The 18639-nt window shown below is 73.7% G+C and carries 18 protein-coding genes; 8 read left to right on the forward strand and 10 right to left on the reverse strand.

What is annotated here, in order from left to right:
• Positions 1-102 precede the first annotated feature (102 nt).
• Entirely contained in the window at positions 103-945 is an 843-nt protein-coding gene (locus GR130_RS14330) for a CPBP family intramembrane glutamic endopeptidase (protein WP_159505087.1), read from the forward strand.
• A 101-nt stretch (positions 946-1046) separates the two neighbouring features.
• On the opposite strand, the gene GR130_RS14335 is transcribed toward GR130_RS14330, so the two are convergent.
• Positions 1047-1868, reverse strand: a complete 822-nt coding sequence (locus GR130_RS14335; protein WP_159505088.1) for a PhzF family phenazine biosynthesis protein — start codon at positions 1866-1868, stop codon at positions 1047-1049.
• A gap of 173 nt (positions 1869-2041) precedes the next feature.
• On the opposite strand from GR130_RS14335, the gene GR130_RS14340 reads away from it, so the two are divergent.
• Positions 2042-2668, forward strand: coding sequence for a PadR family transcriptional regulator (locus GR130_RS14340; protein ID WP_159505089.1), 627 nt, complete (start codon positions 2042-2044; stop codon positions 2666-2668).
• An 82-nt stretch (positions 2669-2750) separates the two neighbouring features.
• On the opposite strand, the gene GR130_RS14345 is transcribed toward GR130_RS14340, so the two are convergent.
• Positions 2751-3179: a type II toxin-antitoxin system Rv0910 family toxin gene (locus GR130_RS14345; RefSeq protein ID WP_159505090.1), complete on the reverse strand. Its 429-nt coding sequence runs from the start codon at positions 3177-3179 to the stop codon at positions 2751-2753.
• 154 nt (positions 3180-3333) lie between these two features.
• Positions 3334-3858 carry an HAD domain-containing protein gene (locus tag GR130_RS14350; RefSeq protein WP_159505091.1) on the reverse strand — a complete coding sequence of 175 codons (525 nt, stop codon included), beginning with the start codon at positions 3856-3858 and terminating at the stop codon, positions 3334-3336.
• A gap of 423 nt (positions 3859-4281) precedes the next feature.
• Here GR130_RS14350 and GR130_RS14355 point away from each other — a divergent pair, with 423 nt between their 5' ends.
• From GR130_RS14355 to GR130_RS14365, 3 genes are all read left to right on the forward strand, one after another.
• Complete coding sequence (locus GR130_RS14355) at positions 4282-4815, forward strand: Clp protease N-terminal domain-containing protein (RefSeq protein WP_159505092.1); 534 nt, start codon at positions 4282-4284, stop codon at positions 4813-4815.
• A 90-nt stretch (positions 4816-4905) separates the two neighbouring features.
• Positions 4906-6066: an EamA family transporter gene (locus GR130_RS14360; protein ID WP_159505093.1), complete on the forward strand. Its 1161-nt coding sequence runs from the start codon at positions 4906-4908 to the stop codon at positions 6064-6066.
• A 178-nt stretch (positions 6067-6244) separates the two neighbouring features.
• Positions 6245-7273 (forward strand): DMT family transporter, encoded by a 1029-nt coding sequence (locus tag GR130_RS14365; RefSeq protein WP_159505094.1) that lies wholly within the window; start codon positions 6245-6247, stop codon positions 7271-7273.
• Positions 7274-7336: 63 nt separating this feature from the next.
• On the opposite strand, the gene GR130_RS14370 is transcribed toward GR130_RS14365, so the two are convergent.
• Positions 7337-7951: a helix-turn-helix domain-containing protein gene (locus tag GR130_RS14370; RefSeq protein WP_201304881.1), complete on the reverse strand. Its 615-nt coding sequence runs from the start codon at positions 7949-7951 to the stop codon at positions 7337-7339.
• Positions 7952-8171: 220 nt separating this feature from the next.
• On the opposite strand from GR130_RS14370, the gene GR130_RS14375 reads away from it, so the two are divergent.
• Entirely contained in the window at positions 8172-9407 is a 1236-nt protein-coding gene (locus GR130_RS14375) for an NAD(P)/FAD-dependent oxidoreductase (protein WP_159509965.1), read from the forward strand.
• Between the two features lie 184 nt (positions 9408-9591).
• Here the strand turns inward: GR130_RS14375 and GR130_RS14380 are convergent, their stop codons facing one another.
• Positions 9592-10275, reverse strand: a complete 684-nt coding sequence (locus tag GR130_RS14380; RefSeq protein WP_159505096.1) for an FMN-binding negative transcriptional regulator — start codon at positions 10273-10275, stop codon at positions 9592-9594.
• Between the two features lie 9 nt (positions 10276-10284).
• Positions 10285-10956, reverse strand: a complete 672-nt coding sequence (locus GR130_RS14385; protein ID WP_159505097.1) for a pyridoxamine 5'-phosphate oxidase family protein — start codon at positions 10954-10956, stop codon at positions 10285-10287.
• A gap of 35 nt (positions 10957-10991) precedes the next feature.
• Between GR130_RS14385 and GR130_RS14390 the strand changes: the two genes are divergently transcribed.
• Positions 10992-12323 (forward strand): aminotransferase class I/II-fold pyridoxal phosphate-dependent enzyme, encoded by a 1332-nt coding sequence (locus tag GR130_RS14390; RefSeq protein ID WP_159505098.1) that lies wholly within the window; start codon positions 10992-10994, stop codon positions 12321-12323.
• Positions 12324-12804: 481 nt separating this feature from the next.
• Here the strand turns inward: GR130_RS14390 and GR130_RS14395 are convergent, their stop codons facing one another.
• Entirely contained in the window at positions 12805-13950 is a 1146-nt protein-coding gene (locus tag GR130_RS14395) for a DMT family transporter (protein ID WP_236573012.1), read from the reverse strand.
• Positions 13951-14024: 74 nt separating this feature from the next.
• Here GR130_RS14395 and GR130_RS14400 point away from each other — a divergent pair, with 74 nt between their 5' ends.
• On the forward strand, positions 14025-14951 hold the full coding sequence (locus GR130_RS14400; protein ID WP_159505099.1) for a LysR family transcriptional regulator: 927 nt from the start codon (positions 14025-14027) through the stop codon (positions 14949-14951).
• Positions 14952-14975: 24 nt separating this feature from the next.
• On the opposite strand, the gene GR130_RS14405 is transcribed toward GR130_RS14400, so the two are convergent.
• The 3 genes from GR130_RS14405 to GR130_RS14415 form a co-directional block, all read right to left on the reverse strand.
• A complete protein-coding gene (locus tag GR130_RS14405) occupies positions 14976-16430 on the reverse strand; it encodes a carboxyl transferase domain-containing protein (protein WP_201304882.1) in 1455 nt (484 codons plus the stop codon).
• On the reverse strand, positions 16423-17904 hold the full coding sequence (locus GR130_RS14410) for an acyl-CoA synthetase (protein WP_159505100.1): 1482 nt from the start codon (positions 17902-17904) through the stop codon (positions 16423-16425). The genes GR130_RS14405 and GR130_RS14410 overlap by 8 nt, the downstream gene beginning before the upstream one ends.
• Positions 17905-18071: 167 nt before the next feature.
• Entirely contained in the window at positions 18072-18536 is a 465-nt protein-coding gene (locus GR130_RS14415; RefSeq protein ID WP_159505101.1) for a pyridoxamine 5'-phosphate oxidase family protein, read from the reverse strand.
• Positions 18537-18639 lie beyond the last annotated feature (103 nt).

Consider the following 18639-nt stretch of genomic DNA (forward strand, 5'->3'; position numbering starts at 1 on the left):
CGCCCGTCCCCGGCCTGTCGCGCGCGATCTTCGTAACTGCTTTCGAGACCCTAGCGGTGCGGTGGCGGCGGAGTGGCGGTATTGCAGAAGTGGAGGAAAGCCTTGCAGTCGGATACAAGCCCCGTGGCGGACGCGGACGTTCCAGGTGAAGGAGCCGGTTCGGGGCGTTCCCGGGAGGCGGCCGGCGAGTCGCCCCGTCGGGTGCTGCGGAACGAGACGCTGATCGTGCTGGCGCTGTCCCTGGGAGCCAGCGCGGTGTCGGCGCTCATCAGCTTCATCGGGTCGCTGACCAAGCCCGGCGGCCTCAAGCACCAGGCGGCGACGCTCAACGCCTCGCATGCGCCCGGCCGGCCGTGGCTGGATCTCGCCTGGCAGCTGTTCGGTATCGCGACCGCGCTGGTGCCCGTCCTGCTGGTGGCGCACCTGCTGCTGCGGGAACGGGCCGGCGGGCTGCGCGCGATCGGCTTCGACCGGCGGCGGCCGGGGTTCGACCTGGGCATGGGCGCCGCGCTGGCGGCCGTCATCGGGGGCAGCGGTCTGCTGCTCTACCTGGGCGCGCGGGCGGCCGGAGTCAATCTGACGGTGGTGCCCGAAGGGCTGCCCGACGTGTGGTGGAAGATCCCGGTACTGATCGCCTCCGCGGTGCAGAACGCCGTCCTGGAGGAGGTCATCGTCGTCGGCTACCTGCTGCGCAGGCTGGGGCAGTTGGGGTGGACGCCGGTGGCCGCGGTGGCGGCCAGTTCGGTGCTGCGCGGTTCGTACCACCTGTACCAGGGCGTCGGCGGCTTCTTCGGCAACATGGTGATGGGCGTGGTCTTCGCCCTGCTGTACCGGCGGTGGGGCCGGGTCGGGCCGCTGGTCGCCGCGCACGCCCTGATCGACACCGTGGCGTTCCTGGGCTATGCGCTGCTCGCCGGACGGGTGGGGTGGCTGCCCACGGGGTGAGCGCCGGGTGAACGGACAGGAGGGGCGCGGGCCTTGGCGCTCCCGCCCCTTCGCGTACCCGGACGATCCCGGCGCGGCGTCCGCGCGGCGCGCGTGACGGGTCAGCCGGCGGCCAGCAGCTCGCCGTCGATGACGGTCACCGCCGAGCCGGTCAGCAGCGTCCGGTCGCCGCGCAGCTCGGTCCGTACGAAGCCGGTACGGGCGCCGCCCTGGAGGCCGACCAGGGCGGCGCGGCCCAGGCGCGCCGACCAGAACGGGGCGAGCGCGGTGTGCGCGCTGCCCGTCACCGGGTCCTCGTCGACGCCCACGTAGGGGAAGAAGCAGCGCGAGGCGAAGTCGTAGCCGGCGTCCGGGTCCTCGGCCGGCGCGGTGGCGATGACCCCGCGACCGCCGCGCCCGGCCAGTGCCCTGAAGTCCGGTGACAGGTCCCGGACGGACTTCTCGTCGGCCAGCTCGACGAGCAGATCGCCGACGTGCGGGCCGGTGTCGTGGGCGGAGAGGATCTCGGCGCCGAGCGCCTCGGCGACGGTGCCGGGCACCTCCACGGGGATCAGCGGGGCGGTCGGGAAGTCCATCGTGATCGAGCCGTCGCCGTCGGCCGTGGTGATCAGCACGCCGCTGCGGGTGCGGAAGCGGACGGTGCCGGTGGCCGTCCCGGTGGTGTGCAGGACGTGCGCGGTGGCCAGGGTGGCGTGGCCGCACATGTCGACCTCGGCGGCGGGGGTGAGCCAGCGCAACGCCCAGTCGGCGTCGCCGCCTTGGGGCAGCGGATGCGCGAAGGCGGTCTCGGAGAGATTGACCTCGGTGGCGACCTGCTGGAGCCAGGTGTCGTCCGGGAAGGTGTCGGAGTCGAACAGGACGACTCCCGCCGGATTACCGGTGAACGGACGCTCACTGAAGGCGTCGACGATGCGAATCCTCATGGCCGGGAGCGTAGGAGCGGCGCAAAGCCGCAGGCCAAGGCCAATTTCGAAAAACTGGACCCGAAGCCTTGCTCGACGAACAGTCCCGATATATCGTTGAGGCATCGCGATCGGTCAAAGATTGCGAGCGATAGTAAGTGGACGATCAACGGACAGAGAGGGGGGACGTCATCATGCGTTCCCACGGACACGAACACGGCCATGAGCGTCGGCACGAGCACTGCGGTCCCGAAGGGCGAGGCGGCCGGGGGGAGTTCGGCGGCGGCTTCGAGCGCCGGCGCTCCGCCTTCGGCGGCTTCGGCCCGCCGTTCGGGGGCCCGCCCTTCGGCGGCGGCCGGGGGCGCGGCGGACCGCGCGGCCGGGCGCGGCGCGGCGATGTGCGGGCCTCGATACTGGCGCTCCTCAAGGACCGCCCGATGCACGGCTACGAAATGATCCAGGAGATCGCCGAGCGCAGCGGCGGCGCCTGGAAGCCCAGCCCCGGCTCGGTCTACCCGACCCTGCAACTGCTGGAGGACGAGGGGCTGATCACCAGCGCCAGCGAGGGCGGCAAGAAGCTGTTCTCGCTGACCGACGCCGGCCGCGCCGAAGCCGACAGCGGCTCCGACGCCCCCTGGGAGGACGCCGGCCGCGGTGTCGACTGGGAGGCGATGAACGAGATACGCAAGGCGGGCGGCGGCCTGGTCGAGGCGTTCCGCCAGGTGTGGGCCACCGGCAGTCCCGAACAGCGGGAGAAGGCCATGGCGGTGGTCAACAAGGCCCGCAAGGAGCTGTATCTGATCCTCGCCGAGGAGGACTGAGGAGCCGAGCGGAACGGCGCCGGCTGAGGGTGGTCGAGGTCGGGGCGGTGCGGCCGAGCGGGGTACGGTCGCGCCCGCCGCCTCAGGCCACCTGCCCGGCGAGCCTGCGCAGGGACTCGTTCAGCGCGGCGCTCGCCGAGTCCTTCAGCTTGGCCGCCATCAGGGAGACCGCGGCACCGGTGAACGTCCCGTCGATCCGGACCGCGGTCGCCCCGCCGTCGGGGGTGAGTTCGTAGCGCATCCCGAGGCTGACGCCCATCGGGCCCCTGCCCGCGATGTCGAGCAGCCGGCCCGGCGTCAGTTCCCGTACCGTCCAGGTCACCTCCGCCGGGAAGCCCATCAGCTTCATGTTCTCCGCGTAGGCCGCGCCCACCTCCAGTGGCCGCGGGCCGCCGTCGGGGAAGTCGGTGTGGGTGGCGTTCCACCGCCCGTAGGAGTCGAAGTCGGTGAGCCGGTCCCAGACCTTCTCGGCCGGTGCCTCGATACGGGCCCGGGCGGTGACTTCGGCCATGCGATCACCCCTTCGGTGACGTTCCCTCGCCGGCCGCGGCGGTCCCCGGCCGGTGGTGGTCGCGGTGCGGCTGCCGTCGCCGCTCGGGGCGGGGCGCCGGCCGGTGCCGCGGAAGGTAGCCGCACGGGGGCGAAGGTTCAATACCGCGGCGCACTCATCGCTGATGTCCCGTCAGATTCCGGCGGAGGCGCCGCCGCGGCGGGCCGGTCAGCAGCTGGTCCACGTGCTGCCGGCGCAGCCCGCGCGCCGGATCGACCGGGACCAGCAGTCGGTCCGCCCACCGGCGGCTGCGCCGCACCAGGCTGTCGGGCATGACGTCGTCGACCCAGGCGAACGGCCGCCCGCCGGCGTACCGCAGCAGCGGCGCCCACTTCCGCGCCAGCAGGCTCTCCGGCCCCGCGAACCGCGGATCGCCGGGCCGGCTGCGATAGCCGCTGAACTCGACGACCGGCAGCGCGGACAGCTCCAGCAGCGGCGCGATATGGGTGTTCGCGTGGTGCTCCCACGTCGCGGCCCACACCAGCTCGTAGGCGGCGGACAGCTCCCGTAGCCAGCCGGCGTGGTCGGCGGAGAGCAGCACGGTGTGGGCGAGCAGATCGTGCGCCGTGAAACCGGGCGACGGCAGTACCGGGTTCAGCACGCCGTCGACGTCGAGGAAGAGCAGCGGACGGGTGGCCATCGGAATCCTTCGCCATGGAGGAGCGGGGGTGGGAGTGGGCGCGGTCGGTGAACAGGGGGGGAGGCCAGGGCGGCATGCGGGCGCGGCCGGATCGCGCCTGCCGGGGAGGACGTGCGGTGGAGCGCCGCCGGTTTCCGTACGGGGCGCGATACGGGAGCGGCGGTGTGGCCGGAGTGCCGGCGCCCGGTCGGCGGTGGGGCACTGGTGCCCGCCCCGGGAGGCGGTGCGGTGACCGGGGCGGGGCGACACCGGCGGAGCCGCGCGGTGTGCACCCGTTTCCGCTGGGATGCCCGGCCTTCATGATCCCTTCGCATATCCTCCGCAAGGATGAGATCCCCCGCGGGCGTCCCCAACCAGGGTGGGATGCGCAAATGCTTCCCGCCGGGGATGCTCCGGCTCTGAGGGACTGGTGGGGTGGGGACTGTGCAAAACCGTACTGCGTACAGCGGCGGCGAAGGATCCGCCCAGGAAGACCTCGGCACCCAGCTCACCGTGGAGCTCGCGTCGGTGGTTTCCGCCGCCCGCAGGCGGGCCACCAGGGACGGCGACCGGCAGGTCGACACCGCCCATCTGCTGCACGGCCTCCTGGAGTGGGACCCCGCGGTACGCGAAGCCTTCGACGGCGGCCCGCAGGTCGCCCGGCTGCTCGGCTACCTCGTCCAGCGCAGCATCGGCTACGGCCTCCAGTGGCACGGCACCGTGGAGGACTCCGGCTCCGTCCCCGTCGTCGCCGAGGGCGGTGTCCCCGGCTGGTCACCGGCCGCGGCCGCCGCGATGGACGGCGCCCTGGACCGCGCGCACGCCCGGTATGCCACCCGCGCCGGCTGCCTCGACCTCCTCGCCGCCCTGGTCGACGACCCGGAATCCCGGGCCGTCGAAGTGCTGCGCCGCGCCTCCGTCGACACAGCCCGGCTCGCCGCCCGCCTCGACGGGGAGCAGCGCCCCGTACGCGACTGATCCGCCGGGCCGGGGCGCCCGCCCGTATCGCCAGATGAGACAGGCGCAAGCAGGGGTGACGCCCCTGACCTCGGCTGCCATGATGGCCCGATGCACGCGTCTTCGGGGAGCCCGGCAGGTCACACGACCGGCCCGGGCCAGGGAACTCCCGGGTCCTTGGCGACCCAGCGGCCGCCAACGGCCCGCGGCCCCGAGCGCGACGGCGCCCCCAGGGGGCGCGGCGCCGGCCTCGGCATCGCACTGCTCTCCGCCCTCGCGTTCGGCGGCTCGGGCGTCGCCGCCAAACCCCTGATCGCCGCCGGACTCGCACCGCTGCACGTCACCTGGCTGCGGGTGGCCGGCGCCGCGCTGGTCATGCTCCCCGTCGCTTGGCGCCACCGGGATCTGCCCCGGCGCCGGCCCGCCCTGCTGCTGGGCTTCGGCCTGCTGGCCGTCGCCGGCGTCCAGGCGTGCTACTTCGCCGCGCTCTCCCGGATCCCCGTCGGCGTCGCACTGCTCATCGAATACCTCGCCCCGGCCCTCGTCCTGGGCTGGGTGCGCTTCGTACAGAAACGACCGGTCACCCGCGCCGCCGCCGTCGGCGTCGTCCTGGCCGTCGGCGGGCTGGCCTGCGTCGTCGAGGTCTGGTCCGGACTGAGCCTCGACCCCATCGGCCTCGCCCTCGCGCTCGGCGCGGCCTGCTGCCAGGTCGGCTACTTCGTCCTCTCCGACCACGGCAGCGAAGGCGAGGGCGAGGACGCCGCCGACCCGCTCGGCGTGATCGCCTACGGGCTGCTGACCGGCGCGGTCATCCTCACCGCCATCGCCCGCCCGTGGGACATGCACTGGTCGGTGCTCCGCGGCACCGCCGACATGAACGGCAGCCACGTCCCGGCCGTCCTGCTGCTCGCCTGGATCGTGCTGGTCGCGACGGTGGCCGCCTATCTCACCGGTGTCGTGTCGATCCGGCGGCTCTCCCCGCAGGTGGCCGGAGTGGTCGCGTGCCTGGAGGCGGTGATCGCGACGGTGCTGGCCTGGGTGCTGCTCGGCGAGCACCTCTCCGCACCGCAGATCGGCGGCGGAGTCGTGGTCCTGGTGGGCGCGTTCATCGCGCAGTCGGCCAAGCCGGCGGCGAAGCCCGGTGACACGGTCACGGTGGCGGCCGGGGGAGCGCCGGCGGTGCCGGCACAGGACGACGCGGCCGGTGCCGCGCAGGGCGGTGCGGCGGCGGCCTCCGGGGACGACTTGTCGGCCGGTGCGCGCGCGACGTAGGCTCGCGATCATGCATGCGACTGTGCTGCCCCCTCCCGCCGCGTAAGGCGGGCGGCGGCCTCCGAGGAAACCCCGGCCCGGGAAGGCTCCCGAGCCGGTCGTCGCTGCCTGCACACGGGACCACGCGACCCTTCCGCGGCGCAGTGCGCCGTCCTGGATTTCCCGGAGCACATCTCCCATGCACACCACTCCTTCCTCCGCCCTGCCCGTGGGCCGGGGGCTCGCCTACGTCACCCTCGCCGCGACCGCCTGGGGCACCGCCGGGGCATCCGCCGCCCTCCTCTACCGCGGCAGCGGCCTCAGCCCGGTCTCGCTCACCTTCTGGCGCACCGTCGGCGGCCTGCTGATCCTGCTCGCCGTACGCGCGGTACGGCGGCGCCGCACCGTCACCGCGGCCCCCGCCGGCACGGCTGCCACCTCCCCGCGTCCCCCGGAGACGAGCCGCCGCCGCACCCGGATCACGGACCTGCGCACCGCCGTGACGCGCACCGCCGTCACCCGCATCCTGGTGACCGGCGTCGCCCTCGCCGTCTTCCAGGCCGCCTACTTCGAGGCCGTCGAAGCCACCGGACTCGCCGTCGGCACCGTCATCACCATGGGGGCCGGACCCGTCCTCATCGCCATCGGGGCACGCCTCCTCATGGGCGAACGGCTCGGCGCCGGCGGCATCCTGGCCGTCACCGGGGCACTCGCCGGCCTGCTGATCCTCGTCCTGGGCGGCAGCGGCGCCGCCACCGTCCGCCCGGCCGGCGTCGGCTACGCCCTGCTGTCCGCCGCCGGCTGTGCCGCGATGACCCTCACCACCCGCCGCCTGGGAAACCAGGGCGGCGACGCCGATCCGTACGCCTCCACGCTCGGCGCGTTCGCCGTCGGCGCACTGTGCCTGCTGCCTCTCGCGGCGGCCGAGGGGCTGTGGCCGCACGCCCATGACCTGGGCCGCAGCCTCGTCCTGATCGCCTACATCGCCGCCGTACCGACGGCCCTGGCCTACGCCCTCTACTTCGCCGGCCTCGCCGCCGTACGGGCCGCGACCGCCTCCGTGATCTCCCTCATCGAGCCGGTGTCCGCAGCGGCCATCGCCGTGCTGTTCCTCGGGGAGCGGCTCACGATGGCCACGGCCGCCGGAACGGCCGTGCTGCTGACGGCCGTTGCCGCGCTCGCCGTCACCGAGGCGCGGGGCGTCGTGGCGGGGGCGCGGCGGGCGTGAGCCGCACCCAGGGCGTGTCCGGTGGGTCACGGCAGGGGCGGGGCGGTGCGGTGCGCGGCGCGGTCAGCGGTCGGGCGAACCCGCCGGCCGTGACCGGGGCTTGGCGCGTACGTGCATGCGCTCGCCCTGCCGGCCGAAGAGGCTGAGGACCTCGACGGGCCCGTCGCCGGTGCTGCCGAACCAGTGGGGCAGCCGGGTGTCGAACTCGGCTGCCTCGCCCGCCCCCAGGACCAGGTCGTGATCGGCCAGGACCAGGCGCAGCCGTCCCGCGAGGACGTACAGCCACTCATAGCCCTCGTGGGTGCACGGGTCCGGGGTGCTGCGGGAGACCGGGATGACCATCTTGAACGCCTGAAGGGGGCCGGGCTGGCGGGTCAGGGGCAGCACGGTGCTCCCGTGCACATGCTGCGGCTTGAGGCGGACGCGGGGATCACCGACCTCGGGGGCGCCGACCAGCTCGTCCAGCGGCACCTGATGAGCCTGGGCGATCGGCAGCAGCAGCTCCAGACTGGGGCGCCGCTGGCCGGACTCCAGGCGGGACAGGGTGCTCTTGGAGACGCCGGTGGCCTCGGCGAGCGCGGACAGGGTCACCCCGCGCTCGGTACGCAGCCGCTTGAGGCGGGGGCCGACCTCGGCGAGGGCCTGGGTGATGGCGGGTGAGTGTTCCACGGTGCCCATTGCACCGCAGGTTTCCCGGAAACGGCAACAAAGATTGCTGCCGGGGGACCGGTGGCGCAGCCTGCGGGTGGAGGTGATCGCGATGGGCGACAGAGGCGCGGCAGGTGAGGTGAGCGCGATGGGCGAGGTGAGGGCCGGGAACGACGTGCGGGAGGCGACGGACGTGTCGGGCATGAAGGACGTGATGGACAGGCGGGAAGCAAGGAAAACGGAAGACGTGATGGACGCGAAGGAGGCGGGCGGTGTCGGCGGTCTCCGCGGTGTTCGCGGCGTCACGGACGTGGTGGTCGTCGGGGCGGGGGCTGCCGGGCTGAACGCGGCGCTGGTGCTGGCTCGGGCCCGCCGGTCGGTGGCGGTGGTGGACGCCGGGGCGCCGCGGAACGCGCCGGCCGCCCATATGCACGGCTTTCTGTCCCGCGACGGGATGCCGCCGGCGGCCCTGCTGGAGGTGGGACGGGAGGAACTCGCCTGGTACGGCGTGCAGTTGATCAACGGACAGGTCGACCACGTCGAGGACCACGGCCGGGCGGCGCGCGCCGGGGACCAGGGCCGGGGCGGCGGCCGCGGGACGTCGGGGCAGGGCATGGGGGACCGGCCGGAGGGCCTCGTTCCCGGCTTCACCGTGCATCTGGCGGGTGGCCCGGCGCTGCGGGCCCGCCGGGTGCTGGTGGCGACCGGGCTGCGCGACGAACTCCCCGGAATCCCCGGCGTACGGGAGCGGTGGGGCCGGGACCTGCTGCACTGCCCGTACTGCCACGGCTACGAGGTACGCGACCGGCCGCTCGGGGTACTGGGCACCCATCCGGGCGCGGTGGCCCATGCCCTGCTGCTGCGGCAGTGGTCGGACGATGTGGTGCTCTTCCCGCACACCCTGGAGCTGACCGGTGAGGAGCGGGAGCGGCTTGCGGCCCGCGGTGTGCGGATCGCGGAGGGTGTGGTCGAGCGCCTGGTGGCGGCGGACGACCGGCTGCGCGGCGTGGAACTCGCCGAGGGGCGGGTGGTGCCGCGCGCGGCGGTGTTCGTCTTCCCCCGGATGGTGCCGCGGGACGCCTTGCTGACGGAGCTGGGCTGTGAACGGGACGAGGGCGGATGGGTGATCACCGACGCGTCCGGCCGGACCGGCGTGCGCGGGGTGTGGGCCGCGGGGAACGTCGCCGATCCGCGGGCGCAGGTGGTGACCGCGGCCGGAATGGGGGCGGCGGCCGCGTTCGCCATGAACCACGACCTGGTGGAGGAGGAGACCGAGCGCACCGTGGCGGCCCACCGGGCGGGGGAGTCGGCGCACTCGTCGGCGGGCTCGCCGGCGGTCTCGGCTGTGGTGGGGGACGCGGCGATTGCGACCGGTGAGGTTGAGGTGCCTGCCGCGGCCGACCCGACCGCTTCGGCCCGTACCGGTACCGGTACGGGTGGGGGCTTCGGCGCGGGCTCTGGCGCGGTCCACGGCTCCGGCTCGTGAACGGGCAGCCGACTGATGGGGGAGCCGGGGCCGACGGGGAGCCGGGCGGAGGGGACAGCCGGGTGAGCGGGGGTTCCGTTCACCCGGCGGCCCTGCCACCCGCCGCCGGCGGAACCGGGTTTCTCGCCGGTCGGCCGGAGGCGGTGGGCGGACTCGGGCCCTCCTCGCCAGGCGGTTCAGGGCCTCACCACGGAGAGTTCGGCGGCGTGTCCCCTTCGCGTGGCGTGTACCCGCGGGAGGCCGCGAGCCGGCGCTGCTGATGGCGGCGGGCCGATGCGTCACCCGGGCCGTCGCGCTCGGCGAGACGCTCGGATATGCGGTGCTGGACCGACTCGCTCCGCTTGCCGCCGTACTTGAACTTGGCGCGGACGTCGTGCACTTCGAGACGCAGGCCCCGGATGCCGGACAGCAGGCGCCCGTACGGCGCCTCGCCCGCGGCGACCGGGGCCGAGCCGCCCTCCGGCTGGAAGTGCGTCATCTGGCGTTGCAGCAGCCGGGCCTTGGCCTCCGGGGCATCCACGACATGGGCGGTGCAGGTGAGCTGGACCGCGGCGTAGAAGCTGGTGGGGACGCCGTGCTCGGGCGGCTGGTCCTCGTTCGCCTGCCAGGGGCCGGGGACGAAGGTGTAGTCGTCGACCACGCTCAGCAGGACCGTCGGGCGGTCCTCCAGCGCGGACCATATGGGGTTGGGGCGGGCGAGGTGGGTGACGGCCTCACGGCGGGCTGGATCGTAGGCGAAGTGCAGCGGTTGCAGCAGCGGGGCCTCGCCGGGGAGTCCGTTGGCGGCGAGCTGGCCGAAGTCATGGGCGGCGAGCCATTCCTGCCACTCGGCGTCGTCGGTCGGTGCGTCCCACGGGTGGATCAGCATCGGCGCTCCTCAGCGGGCTGAGAGGTAGGCCGGCTCGGGGGTGCCGGGAGCCAGGTCGTCGGCCGGTATGGGGGCGCCGTATGCGGGAGCGACGGGCAGCACACCGGTCCAGTGGGGGAGCGCGAGGTCCTCGGGATCGTCGTTCGGGCCGCCGGTGCGGATCTTGGCGGAGACCTCCCGCAGATCGAGGCGGATCACGGCCGTGGCGGCCAGCTCCTTCGCGTTCGCCCGCCGGGAGTCGGCGGCACGGCCGGGCACGACGTGCTCGACCAGGGCGTGGAGGGCGGCGGCCTTCTCGTCCTCGGCGACGACCTGGTGGGCGACGCCGTGCACCACGACGCTGCGGTAGTTGACGGAGTGGTGGAACGCGGACTTGGCCAGGACCAGGCCGTCGACGTGCGTGACGGTGACGCAGACCGGGAGGCCGGGGTCCGACTCCGCCGTCCCGCCGGCCATCCGCAGCGGGCGCGAGCCGGTCGAACCGTGCAGATACAGACGGTCTCCGGCGCGGCCGTAGAGCGTGGGAAGGACGACCGGGGCACCGTCGCGCACAAAGCCCAGGTGGCAGACGTATCCCGCATCGAGGATCGCGTGCACCGTGGCCTCGTCGTACGCCGCGCGCTCACGGGAGCGGGTGGGTGTGGTGCGCTCGGTCGGCGCAAAGGACTTCGCCTGCGTCATTGCGGTCTCCATTGCACTAGTGCATAATCAAGTTTGTGCTAGGAGAGTATCGGATCGAGGGGCGGCGCGCATCGGAGATTGCCGCCAGTGTCGAGCGAGCTGTCGGTGCGGGCGAGCTCCAACCAGGAGAAGTGCTGCCGCCACTCAGGGAGTTGGCGGTCTATCTGGAGGTCAATCCCAATACGGTCGCGGCCGCGTATCGCACGCTCCGCGACCGCGGAGTGATCGAAACCGCGGGCCGCCGCGGCAGCCGGGTGCGCCCGCGGCCCGCCAGCACCTCACGCGAGGCGCTGCGGGTCGAGGTGCCGCCGGGTGTCCGGGACGCCTCCGACGGCAATCCCGACCCGGGGCTGTTCCCCTCGCTGGAAGGGCCGCTGGCGGAGGCCGCGGCGCGCAGCGCACGGCGCCCCGTGCTCTACGGCATGCCCGCCGTCGACGAGGACTTGGCGGCCCTGGCCCGCTCGGCCTTCGACCGCGACGGGGTGGCCGAGGGGCCGGTGGCCGTCGCCAGCGGCTCGCTCGACGCCATCGAGCGCGTGCTCGCCGCGCATCTGCGGCCCGGTGACGCGGTGGCGGTGGAGGACCCCGGGTGGGGCAGCCTGCTGGACCTGATCCCGGCTCTGGGGCTCCGCCCGGTACCGGTCGGCGTGGATGACGACGGGCCGCTGCCCGAGCGGCTGGCCCCGGCGCTCGCCGAGGGTGTCCGCGCGGTCGTCGTCACCGACCGGGCGCAGAACCCCACGGGCGCCGCCATCAGCGGACCCCGTGCCGTCGAACTCCGCACGCTCCTGGCGGGACACCCCGATGTGCTCCTCATCGAGGACGACCACGGCCACGGAATAGTCGACCTTCCGTTGCACCCGCTCTCCGGGACCACCGACCACTGGGTGCTGGTGCGCTCGACTGCCAAGGCGTACGGCCCCGATCTGCGACTGGCGGTGTTCACGGGCGACTCCGTGACCATCGACCGGGTACGCGGACGCCAGCGCCTCGGTCCCGGCTGGGTCAGCCACCTCCTCCAGGACGTGGTCGTGCATCTCTGGCGGACATCCGTGGTTCACCCGCCGACGGTGGCCGGCGCGTACGGCGAGCGGCGTGACGCGCTGATACGGGCTCTGGAGGAGCGCGGAGTGCGGGCGCGCGGGCGCAGCGGCATGAACGTCTGGGTACCGGTCCCTGACGAGACGGGCGCGGTGGCGCGGCTCCTGCACTCCGGCTGGGCGGTCGCACCGGGCGCGCGCTTCCGTATGCACTCGCCGCCCGGCATACGCATCACCGTCTCCGGGCTCACCGCCGACGACATCATCCCGCTCGCCGACGCGGTCGCCGCAGCGACGGGGGTGGGGGAGGCGCGGCGGTATGAGTGAAAGGGGTGCGGGACGCCGGGAGTTCGCACGTGGTGCCTGATGCCTGGCGAGTGACGCGTTGACGCGTGATGCCTGGCGGTTGGGGACTGAGGCCGGGGGACTGCGAGATGCCTGCTGCCTCCTGCCTTCTGGTTCCTGATGCCTGGTAGTTGGGGGTTGGAGGGGCGATCGGGACCGGTGTCTGCGGGGTGGCGGTGGCGGTGGCGGGGGGTGGGTGGGGGGAGGGACCCCCCCGGGGGGAGGCAGGAAGGGAAGCCGAAGCGGGCTGAAACACCGAAGCGGGCTGAGGCAGGAAGAAGGGACACGAAGCCCGAAGGCGGCTTGCTCCGTAGCCGGCCTGCTCTGAAGCCGGTCTGCTCCGTGTCCGTCCCGCGCGTGCCCGTTGTGCCCGTCGTGCCTTCCCTGAGCGTGGCCGTCATACGTGTGCCGGGCCTACGTGTGCCGGTCTTGCGCGTGTCTGATTCGTCCCGCGCGTTCCGTCCTACGTGCTGCGGGGCTTGCTCTGGGTGAGGGCGGCGCCTGCGAGGACGATGAGGGCGCCCACGGGGGTGTTCCAGGCGAGGTGCTCGTTGAGCAGGGCCATGCCGGAGGCGGCGGCGATGACGGGGATGAAGTAGGTGACCATCTGAGCGGTGGTGGGACCGACCTCGGCGACCAGGCCGTACTGCAGGAGGAACGCGACACCGGTGCCCAGGGCGCCGAGGGCGAAGACGGCGAGCAGCGGGACGACCGGGTACGCCGTCGGCAGCGGGGTGAACAGGAGGGTGACCACGGCGAGTTGGAGGGTGGCGAGCAGCAGCTGGGTGCTGGACATGGCGAGGTGCGAGTGCCGGCCGCCGCCCAGGGTGCGGCGGACGTAGATCCAGCCGATGGGGTAGCTCAGGGACGCGCCGAGCGCCATCGCGGTGCCCGTCAGATCCGTGCCGGCGAAGCCCTGCCATGCGCCGAGGACGGTGAGTACGCCCAGGAAGCCGATGCCCAGCCCGGCGACCCGGCGGCGTGTGGGGCGGTCCTCCGAGAGCGCGACGACCGAGAGCGCCATGCCCCACAGGGGCGAGGTGGCGTTGCAGATGCTGGCCAGTGTGGAGGGGATGGTCAGCTCGGAGTAGGCGAAGAGGGAGAACGGCAGCGCGTTGAGGAGGAACGCGGCGACCGCGAGATGGCCCCAGGTCCGCGCCGACCGCGGAAGCCGTTCGCGCTTGATCACCAGGATCGCCAGCAGCACCAGCGCGCCGAATGCCACACGGCCCAGTGTGACCTGCAGCGGTGCGAAGCCCTCGGTGCCCACCTTGATGAAGAGGAAGCTGAAGCCCCAGACCAGGCAGAGGAAGGCGAAGCGGAGCTGCCAGCCGAAGGCCCGCCGGCGGGTGCGCTCACCGCCAGGGGCGGCGGCGTCGGCGGCAGTTGCCGTGCCGGCTCGGGCGTGGTTGATCGCCACGCCCCCGGTCGTCGTGTGCCGTGTGGTCGTCGCAGCCGACGCGGTCGGCTCCGGCGCCGTGGGTGTCGCGGACACGGCGGTCGCCCCGGGGGGTGTGGGCGTCGCGGGTGTCCTCGGCGTCGCGGTGGTCCTGGCGGGAGGGGCGGGGGTGCGGCTGGAGCCGGTGGATGTGCCGGCGGCGGTGCTCATGGCGTCTACGATGCGGGGCACAAATGCGTAGCACAAGCGAGATTTCGTGGCAGGTATCGCTTAGCATTGCTTACATGTTGAACCTTGATCGCCTCCGGACGTTGTCCGCGATCGCCCGGCACGGTTCGGTGAGCGCGGCGGCCGACGGATTGCATGTGACGACCTCGGCGGTCTCGCAGCAGATCGCCAAGTTGGAACGCGAGACCGGTCAGCAGCTGCTGGCCAAGAACGGGCGCGGGGTGCGGCTCACCGACGCCGGACGGCTGCTCGCCGATCATGCGGGGCGCATCCTCTCCCAGGTCGAGCTGGCGCAGGCCGATCTGGAGGCGCATCGCGGCCAGGCGGTGGGCGAGCTGCGGCTGGGCGCCTTCCCCACCGCGGCGCGCGGTCTCTTTCCCGCCGCCCTGGTCTCGCTCCGCGCCGAACACCCGCAGCTCCGCCCGCGGCTGACGGAGCTGGAGCCGGATGAGTCGGTACGGGGAGTGGTACGCGGCGACCTCGATCTGGCGGTCGTACTGGACTGGTACAACCGGCCGCTGTCAGTGCCCGACGGGCTGGCCAAGGCTCCGCTGCTCGACGACCCCGCCGATGTGGCGATGCCGTCGGACCATCCGCTGGCCGGACGGCGGTCGGTGGAGCTGGAGGACTTCGCGGACGATGAATGGATCTCCTGGCCGCAGGGGGAGTTCTGCCACGACTGGCTGATGTTCACCCTGCGCGGCAGGGGGGTCGAGCCGCGGATCGCGCATCTGGCCGAGGAGCATCACACTCAACTCGCCCTGATCGCGGCCGGGTTGGGCGTCGCGGTGGCTCCGCGGCTGGGGCGTGGGCCGGTGCCGGCGGGGGTGAGCGTGGTGCCTGTACGGCATACGATGCGCCGCCACGTCTACGCCATCTGGCGCGCGGACGCCGACCGCCGCCCTTCGATCCGCGCCGCCGTGCGAGCGCTGCGGACGGCAGGGGAGAGCGTCGGCGCGGAGAGGGGTGACGGAGACTCCTGAGGAGCGGGATCCGTCCCCTCCCCCTCACCTCCCGCCGACGATCTCGCGGATGATGCCCAGTTCCAGCAGGTCCTGGGGGCGGATGCGGAGTTGGTCGGCGGTCTCGTGGATCTGGTGGGTGCCGCGTTTGAGGATGGCGGCGGCCAGTTCCGGGGCGATCACCGAGAAGTAGCTGTCCGGGGTGGCCCAGAGGCGGTCCGGCGCGGCGAGCGCCAGGGCGCCGCCCGATCCGCCCTCGCCGATGAGGAGCGAGGTGACCGGCACACGGGCGGAGGCCAGCGCGGCGAACGTGTCGGCGATGGCCGCGCCGGCGCCCGCGCGCTCCGCGTCCGCGTCGTTGGCGGCGCCCGGGGTGTCCACCAGGGTGAGGACCGGGATGCCGAGCCGGTCCGCGAGCCGGACCAGTCGGGTCGCGGTACGGAAGCCCGCCGGGCGGGTGGCCGTGCCGCACTGGGCGGCGAACGCGATGGTCCGGCCGGCGTGGTGGCCGAATCCGCACCGTATGCCGGGGTCGCGTCCGCCGCACCGGTCGCCGCTGATCTCCTCCCGATCGTCGAAGTACGCGTCCAGATACGACTCGGCGCGTGGCCGGCGGGCATCGCGGGCCCGGCCCACCGCGTCCCACCCGGTGGCCGGGAGGCCGGCCGTGCCCAGGGCGTACGGGACGGGGGCCGGTTCGGCGGGCTGCGCGGGCAACCCTGCGGTGCCGCCGAGGAGTTGGAGCCAGTGCCGCAGGGTGGCACGGAGCCGGTCGGCGGGGACAACGGCGTCGACCTGGCCGGCGGCGAGCTGCCCCTCGGCACAGTACGCGGCGGGGTCGGCGTCCGAGGGGCGTACCCGTGAGCCCGCGAAGCCGACCTGGGCCCTGGGCAGCGCCAGGATCACATCGGCTCCGGCGCCGAGCGTCGCCCAGCCGCCGCCGGTCGTCGGATCGCGCAGTACGGCGATCTGGGGGAGCCCCGCGGCGCGGTTGAGCGCCGACTGCCGGGCCACGCGCTGGAGTTGCATCAGGGCGCGCATGCCTTCCTGCATGCGGCTGCCTCCCGTGGCGATCAGCGACACGAGGGGCAGCCGCCGCTCGCGGGCCCGGGTGTAGGCGGCCTCCAGCCGGTCGCCGGTGCGTTCGCCGAGTGAGCCGCCCAGGAAGCCGAACTCGAAGGAGAGCACGATGGCTTCGGCGCCGCCTATCGTGCCGCGTGCGGTGATCACCGACTCGTCCTCGCCGGTCCGGGCCCGTGCGCGCTCCCGCGAGGCGTCGTAGCCGCGCCAGCCGAGCGGGCCGTCCACCTCCGGGACGCGCTCCGGGGCGCCGGGCGGGTGCGTCGCCGTGGGTGCCGGGGCTGTCCCTGACGTTCCGATCGCCCGTGGGACGTCTCCGCCGTCCTCTGCCAGGTCCACATACGCATCCGTGACGGCCGCAAGGGCTTGACGGGCCGTCAGCCGTTGGCTGGGCAGGGGCGTTGCCGTCTTGTCATGCATGGAGTTCTCGCTTCAGCACCTTGCCCATGTCGTTGCGGGGCAGCGCCGCCAGGAAGTGGACGGTGCGCGGTCGTTTGTGGGGGGCGAGCTGGCGGGCGACGTGGTCGGCGAGCTCCTCGGCGGTGGGCGGGGGGCCGGAGTCGGGGCCGCTTTCGGTGACGACCCAGGCGACGATCCGTTCGCCGAGGTCCTCGTCCGGGGCGCCGGTGACGGCGGCCTCGGCGACTCCCGGGTGTGCCAGGAGGGCGTTCTCGATCTCGCCGGCGCCGATCTTGTAACCACCGCTCTTGATCAGGTCGGTGGCCTTGCGGCCGACGATGCGGTAGTTCCCGGCGGTGTCGCGGACGGCCATGTCGCCCGTGCGGAACCAGCCGCCGTCGAACGCGGCGTCGGTGGCGTCGGGGCGGTTCAGGTATTCGGTGAAGAGGTTCGGGCCGCGGACCTGGATCTCGCCGACGGTCTCGCCGTCGCTCGCCTCGATGGCGCGGCCCGCGTCGTCGACGAGCCGGACGTAGACCCCCGGGAGCGGCACCCCGACCGTGCCCGTGGCGTCCGGGCCGTCCGCCCGGACGCTGGTGTTCATCAGCGTCTCGGTCATGCCGTAGCGCTCGATCACCCGCCGTCCGGTGGCGGCGGTGATCCGTGCGTGGTCGGTGAGCGGCAGTGCGGCGGAGCCGGAGACCAGCAGCCGGGCACGGCCCAGCGCCTTGGCGAGCACCGGGTCGCTGCCGACGTCGAGCGCCAGGCGGTGGTACATCGTCGGTACGCCGAACAGCATCGTGCCGTCCGCGGACAGCTCCCGGGCGACCGCCGCGGTGCTGAAGCGCCCGAGGTGGTGGACGCTGCCGCCGCGCCGCAGGGGGCCGAGGACGCCCAGGATCAGGCCGTGGACGTGGAACAGCGGCAGGGCGTGCACCAGGACGTCGTCGGCGGTCCACTGCCAGGCGTCCTCCAGGGCGTCGAGGGTGTGCGCGACGGCGCGCCGGGGAAGGACGACGCCCTTGGGCGGCCCGGTCGTGCCGGAGGTGTAGACGATCAGCGCCGGTGTCTCGTCGGCCGGCTCCGGCGGGAGCGGGCCCGGCACGGCCTCCTCGGCGGCGGCGTCGGCGATCTCGATGTCGAGGCGGGGCAGCGCGGCGAGCGGGCCCGGCAGGTCGGCGCCCGGTTCGGCGAGCACGAGGGACGGCGTGCTGTCCGCCACGATGTGCGCCAGCTCGCGCTCGCCGATCCTGGGGTTCACCGGGACCGCGGCCACTCCGGCGAGCAGCGCGGCCACCACGCCGACGGCGGTCTCCAGCGTCGGCGTCGCCCAGATCGCGATGCGGGTCGCGCCGCCCGTCCGGCTGCGCTCGCCGATCCGGTCGGCGAGCGGGCCGGCCACCGCGGCCAGTTGGCGGTGGCTCAGCGCACGGTCGCCGAAGCGCAGCGCCGGGGCGGGCGAGCCGTCGCGCAGCGCGGGGAAGAGCACGTTCACCGGATCTCCTTCGTCCTCGTCGGCGCCCGGCCGCGGCGGCCGGAGCTGCCCCGCCCCGTACACGTCGCCGAGCGGAGCGGGCTGACCTACCCCACTCTCGCAGAGACCACCGACAACGCGATCGCCGCGGGGCCGACGGACGGCCGGTGCGCGGCTCCCGCGCGCCCTCAGCCCGGGATTTTGCGGAAGTCCCAGGACACCACGGACTCCGGCGTCAGGCGCAGCCAGGCGTGCCGCCCGTCGTGCGGCATCTCGGTCATTCCGAAGTACTTCCCGGCGAACAGCCGCTCCGGAGCGGCGAGTTCCGGGCAGGGGTCACCGTGCCGCGGGGCCTCGCCGACGAACTCCGCGCGGCCGGTCAGCTCGGCGCCGCGCAGCTCCCCGTACTCGTGCCCGTCGTCCACCAGCACCGAGATCCGCGGATCCTTCCTCAGCTGAGCCCACCGCTTGCTGCGGGTGATCGAATACAGCCACAGCGCCGTCCCGTCCCAGGCGAACCACAGCGCCCCTACGTGCGGCGCGCCGTCCCCGCCGACCGTCGCGACCCGGCAGGTCCGCTGCGCCGCCAGGAACGCGTCCAGTTCGGCGGGGGTCAGCCTGATCCGGCGCCCGCGCCGCTGTGTGTCGGTCATCCCCACTGCCCTCCACTGCATCTGAAAGAGTGTCAGAAATCATGGGGGCTCTTCCTAACGGGCGCAATGGTGGATAGCCTCGCCCGTCTTCGACCACCCGCCG

It is taken from the genome of Streptomyces sp. GS7, assembly GCF_009834125.1.
In the GTDB taxonomy this organism is placed as follows: domain Bacteria; phylum Actinomycetota; class Actinomycetes; order Streptomycetales; family Streptomycetaceae; genus Streptomyces.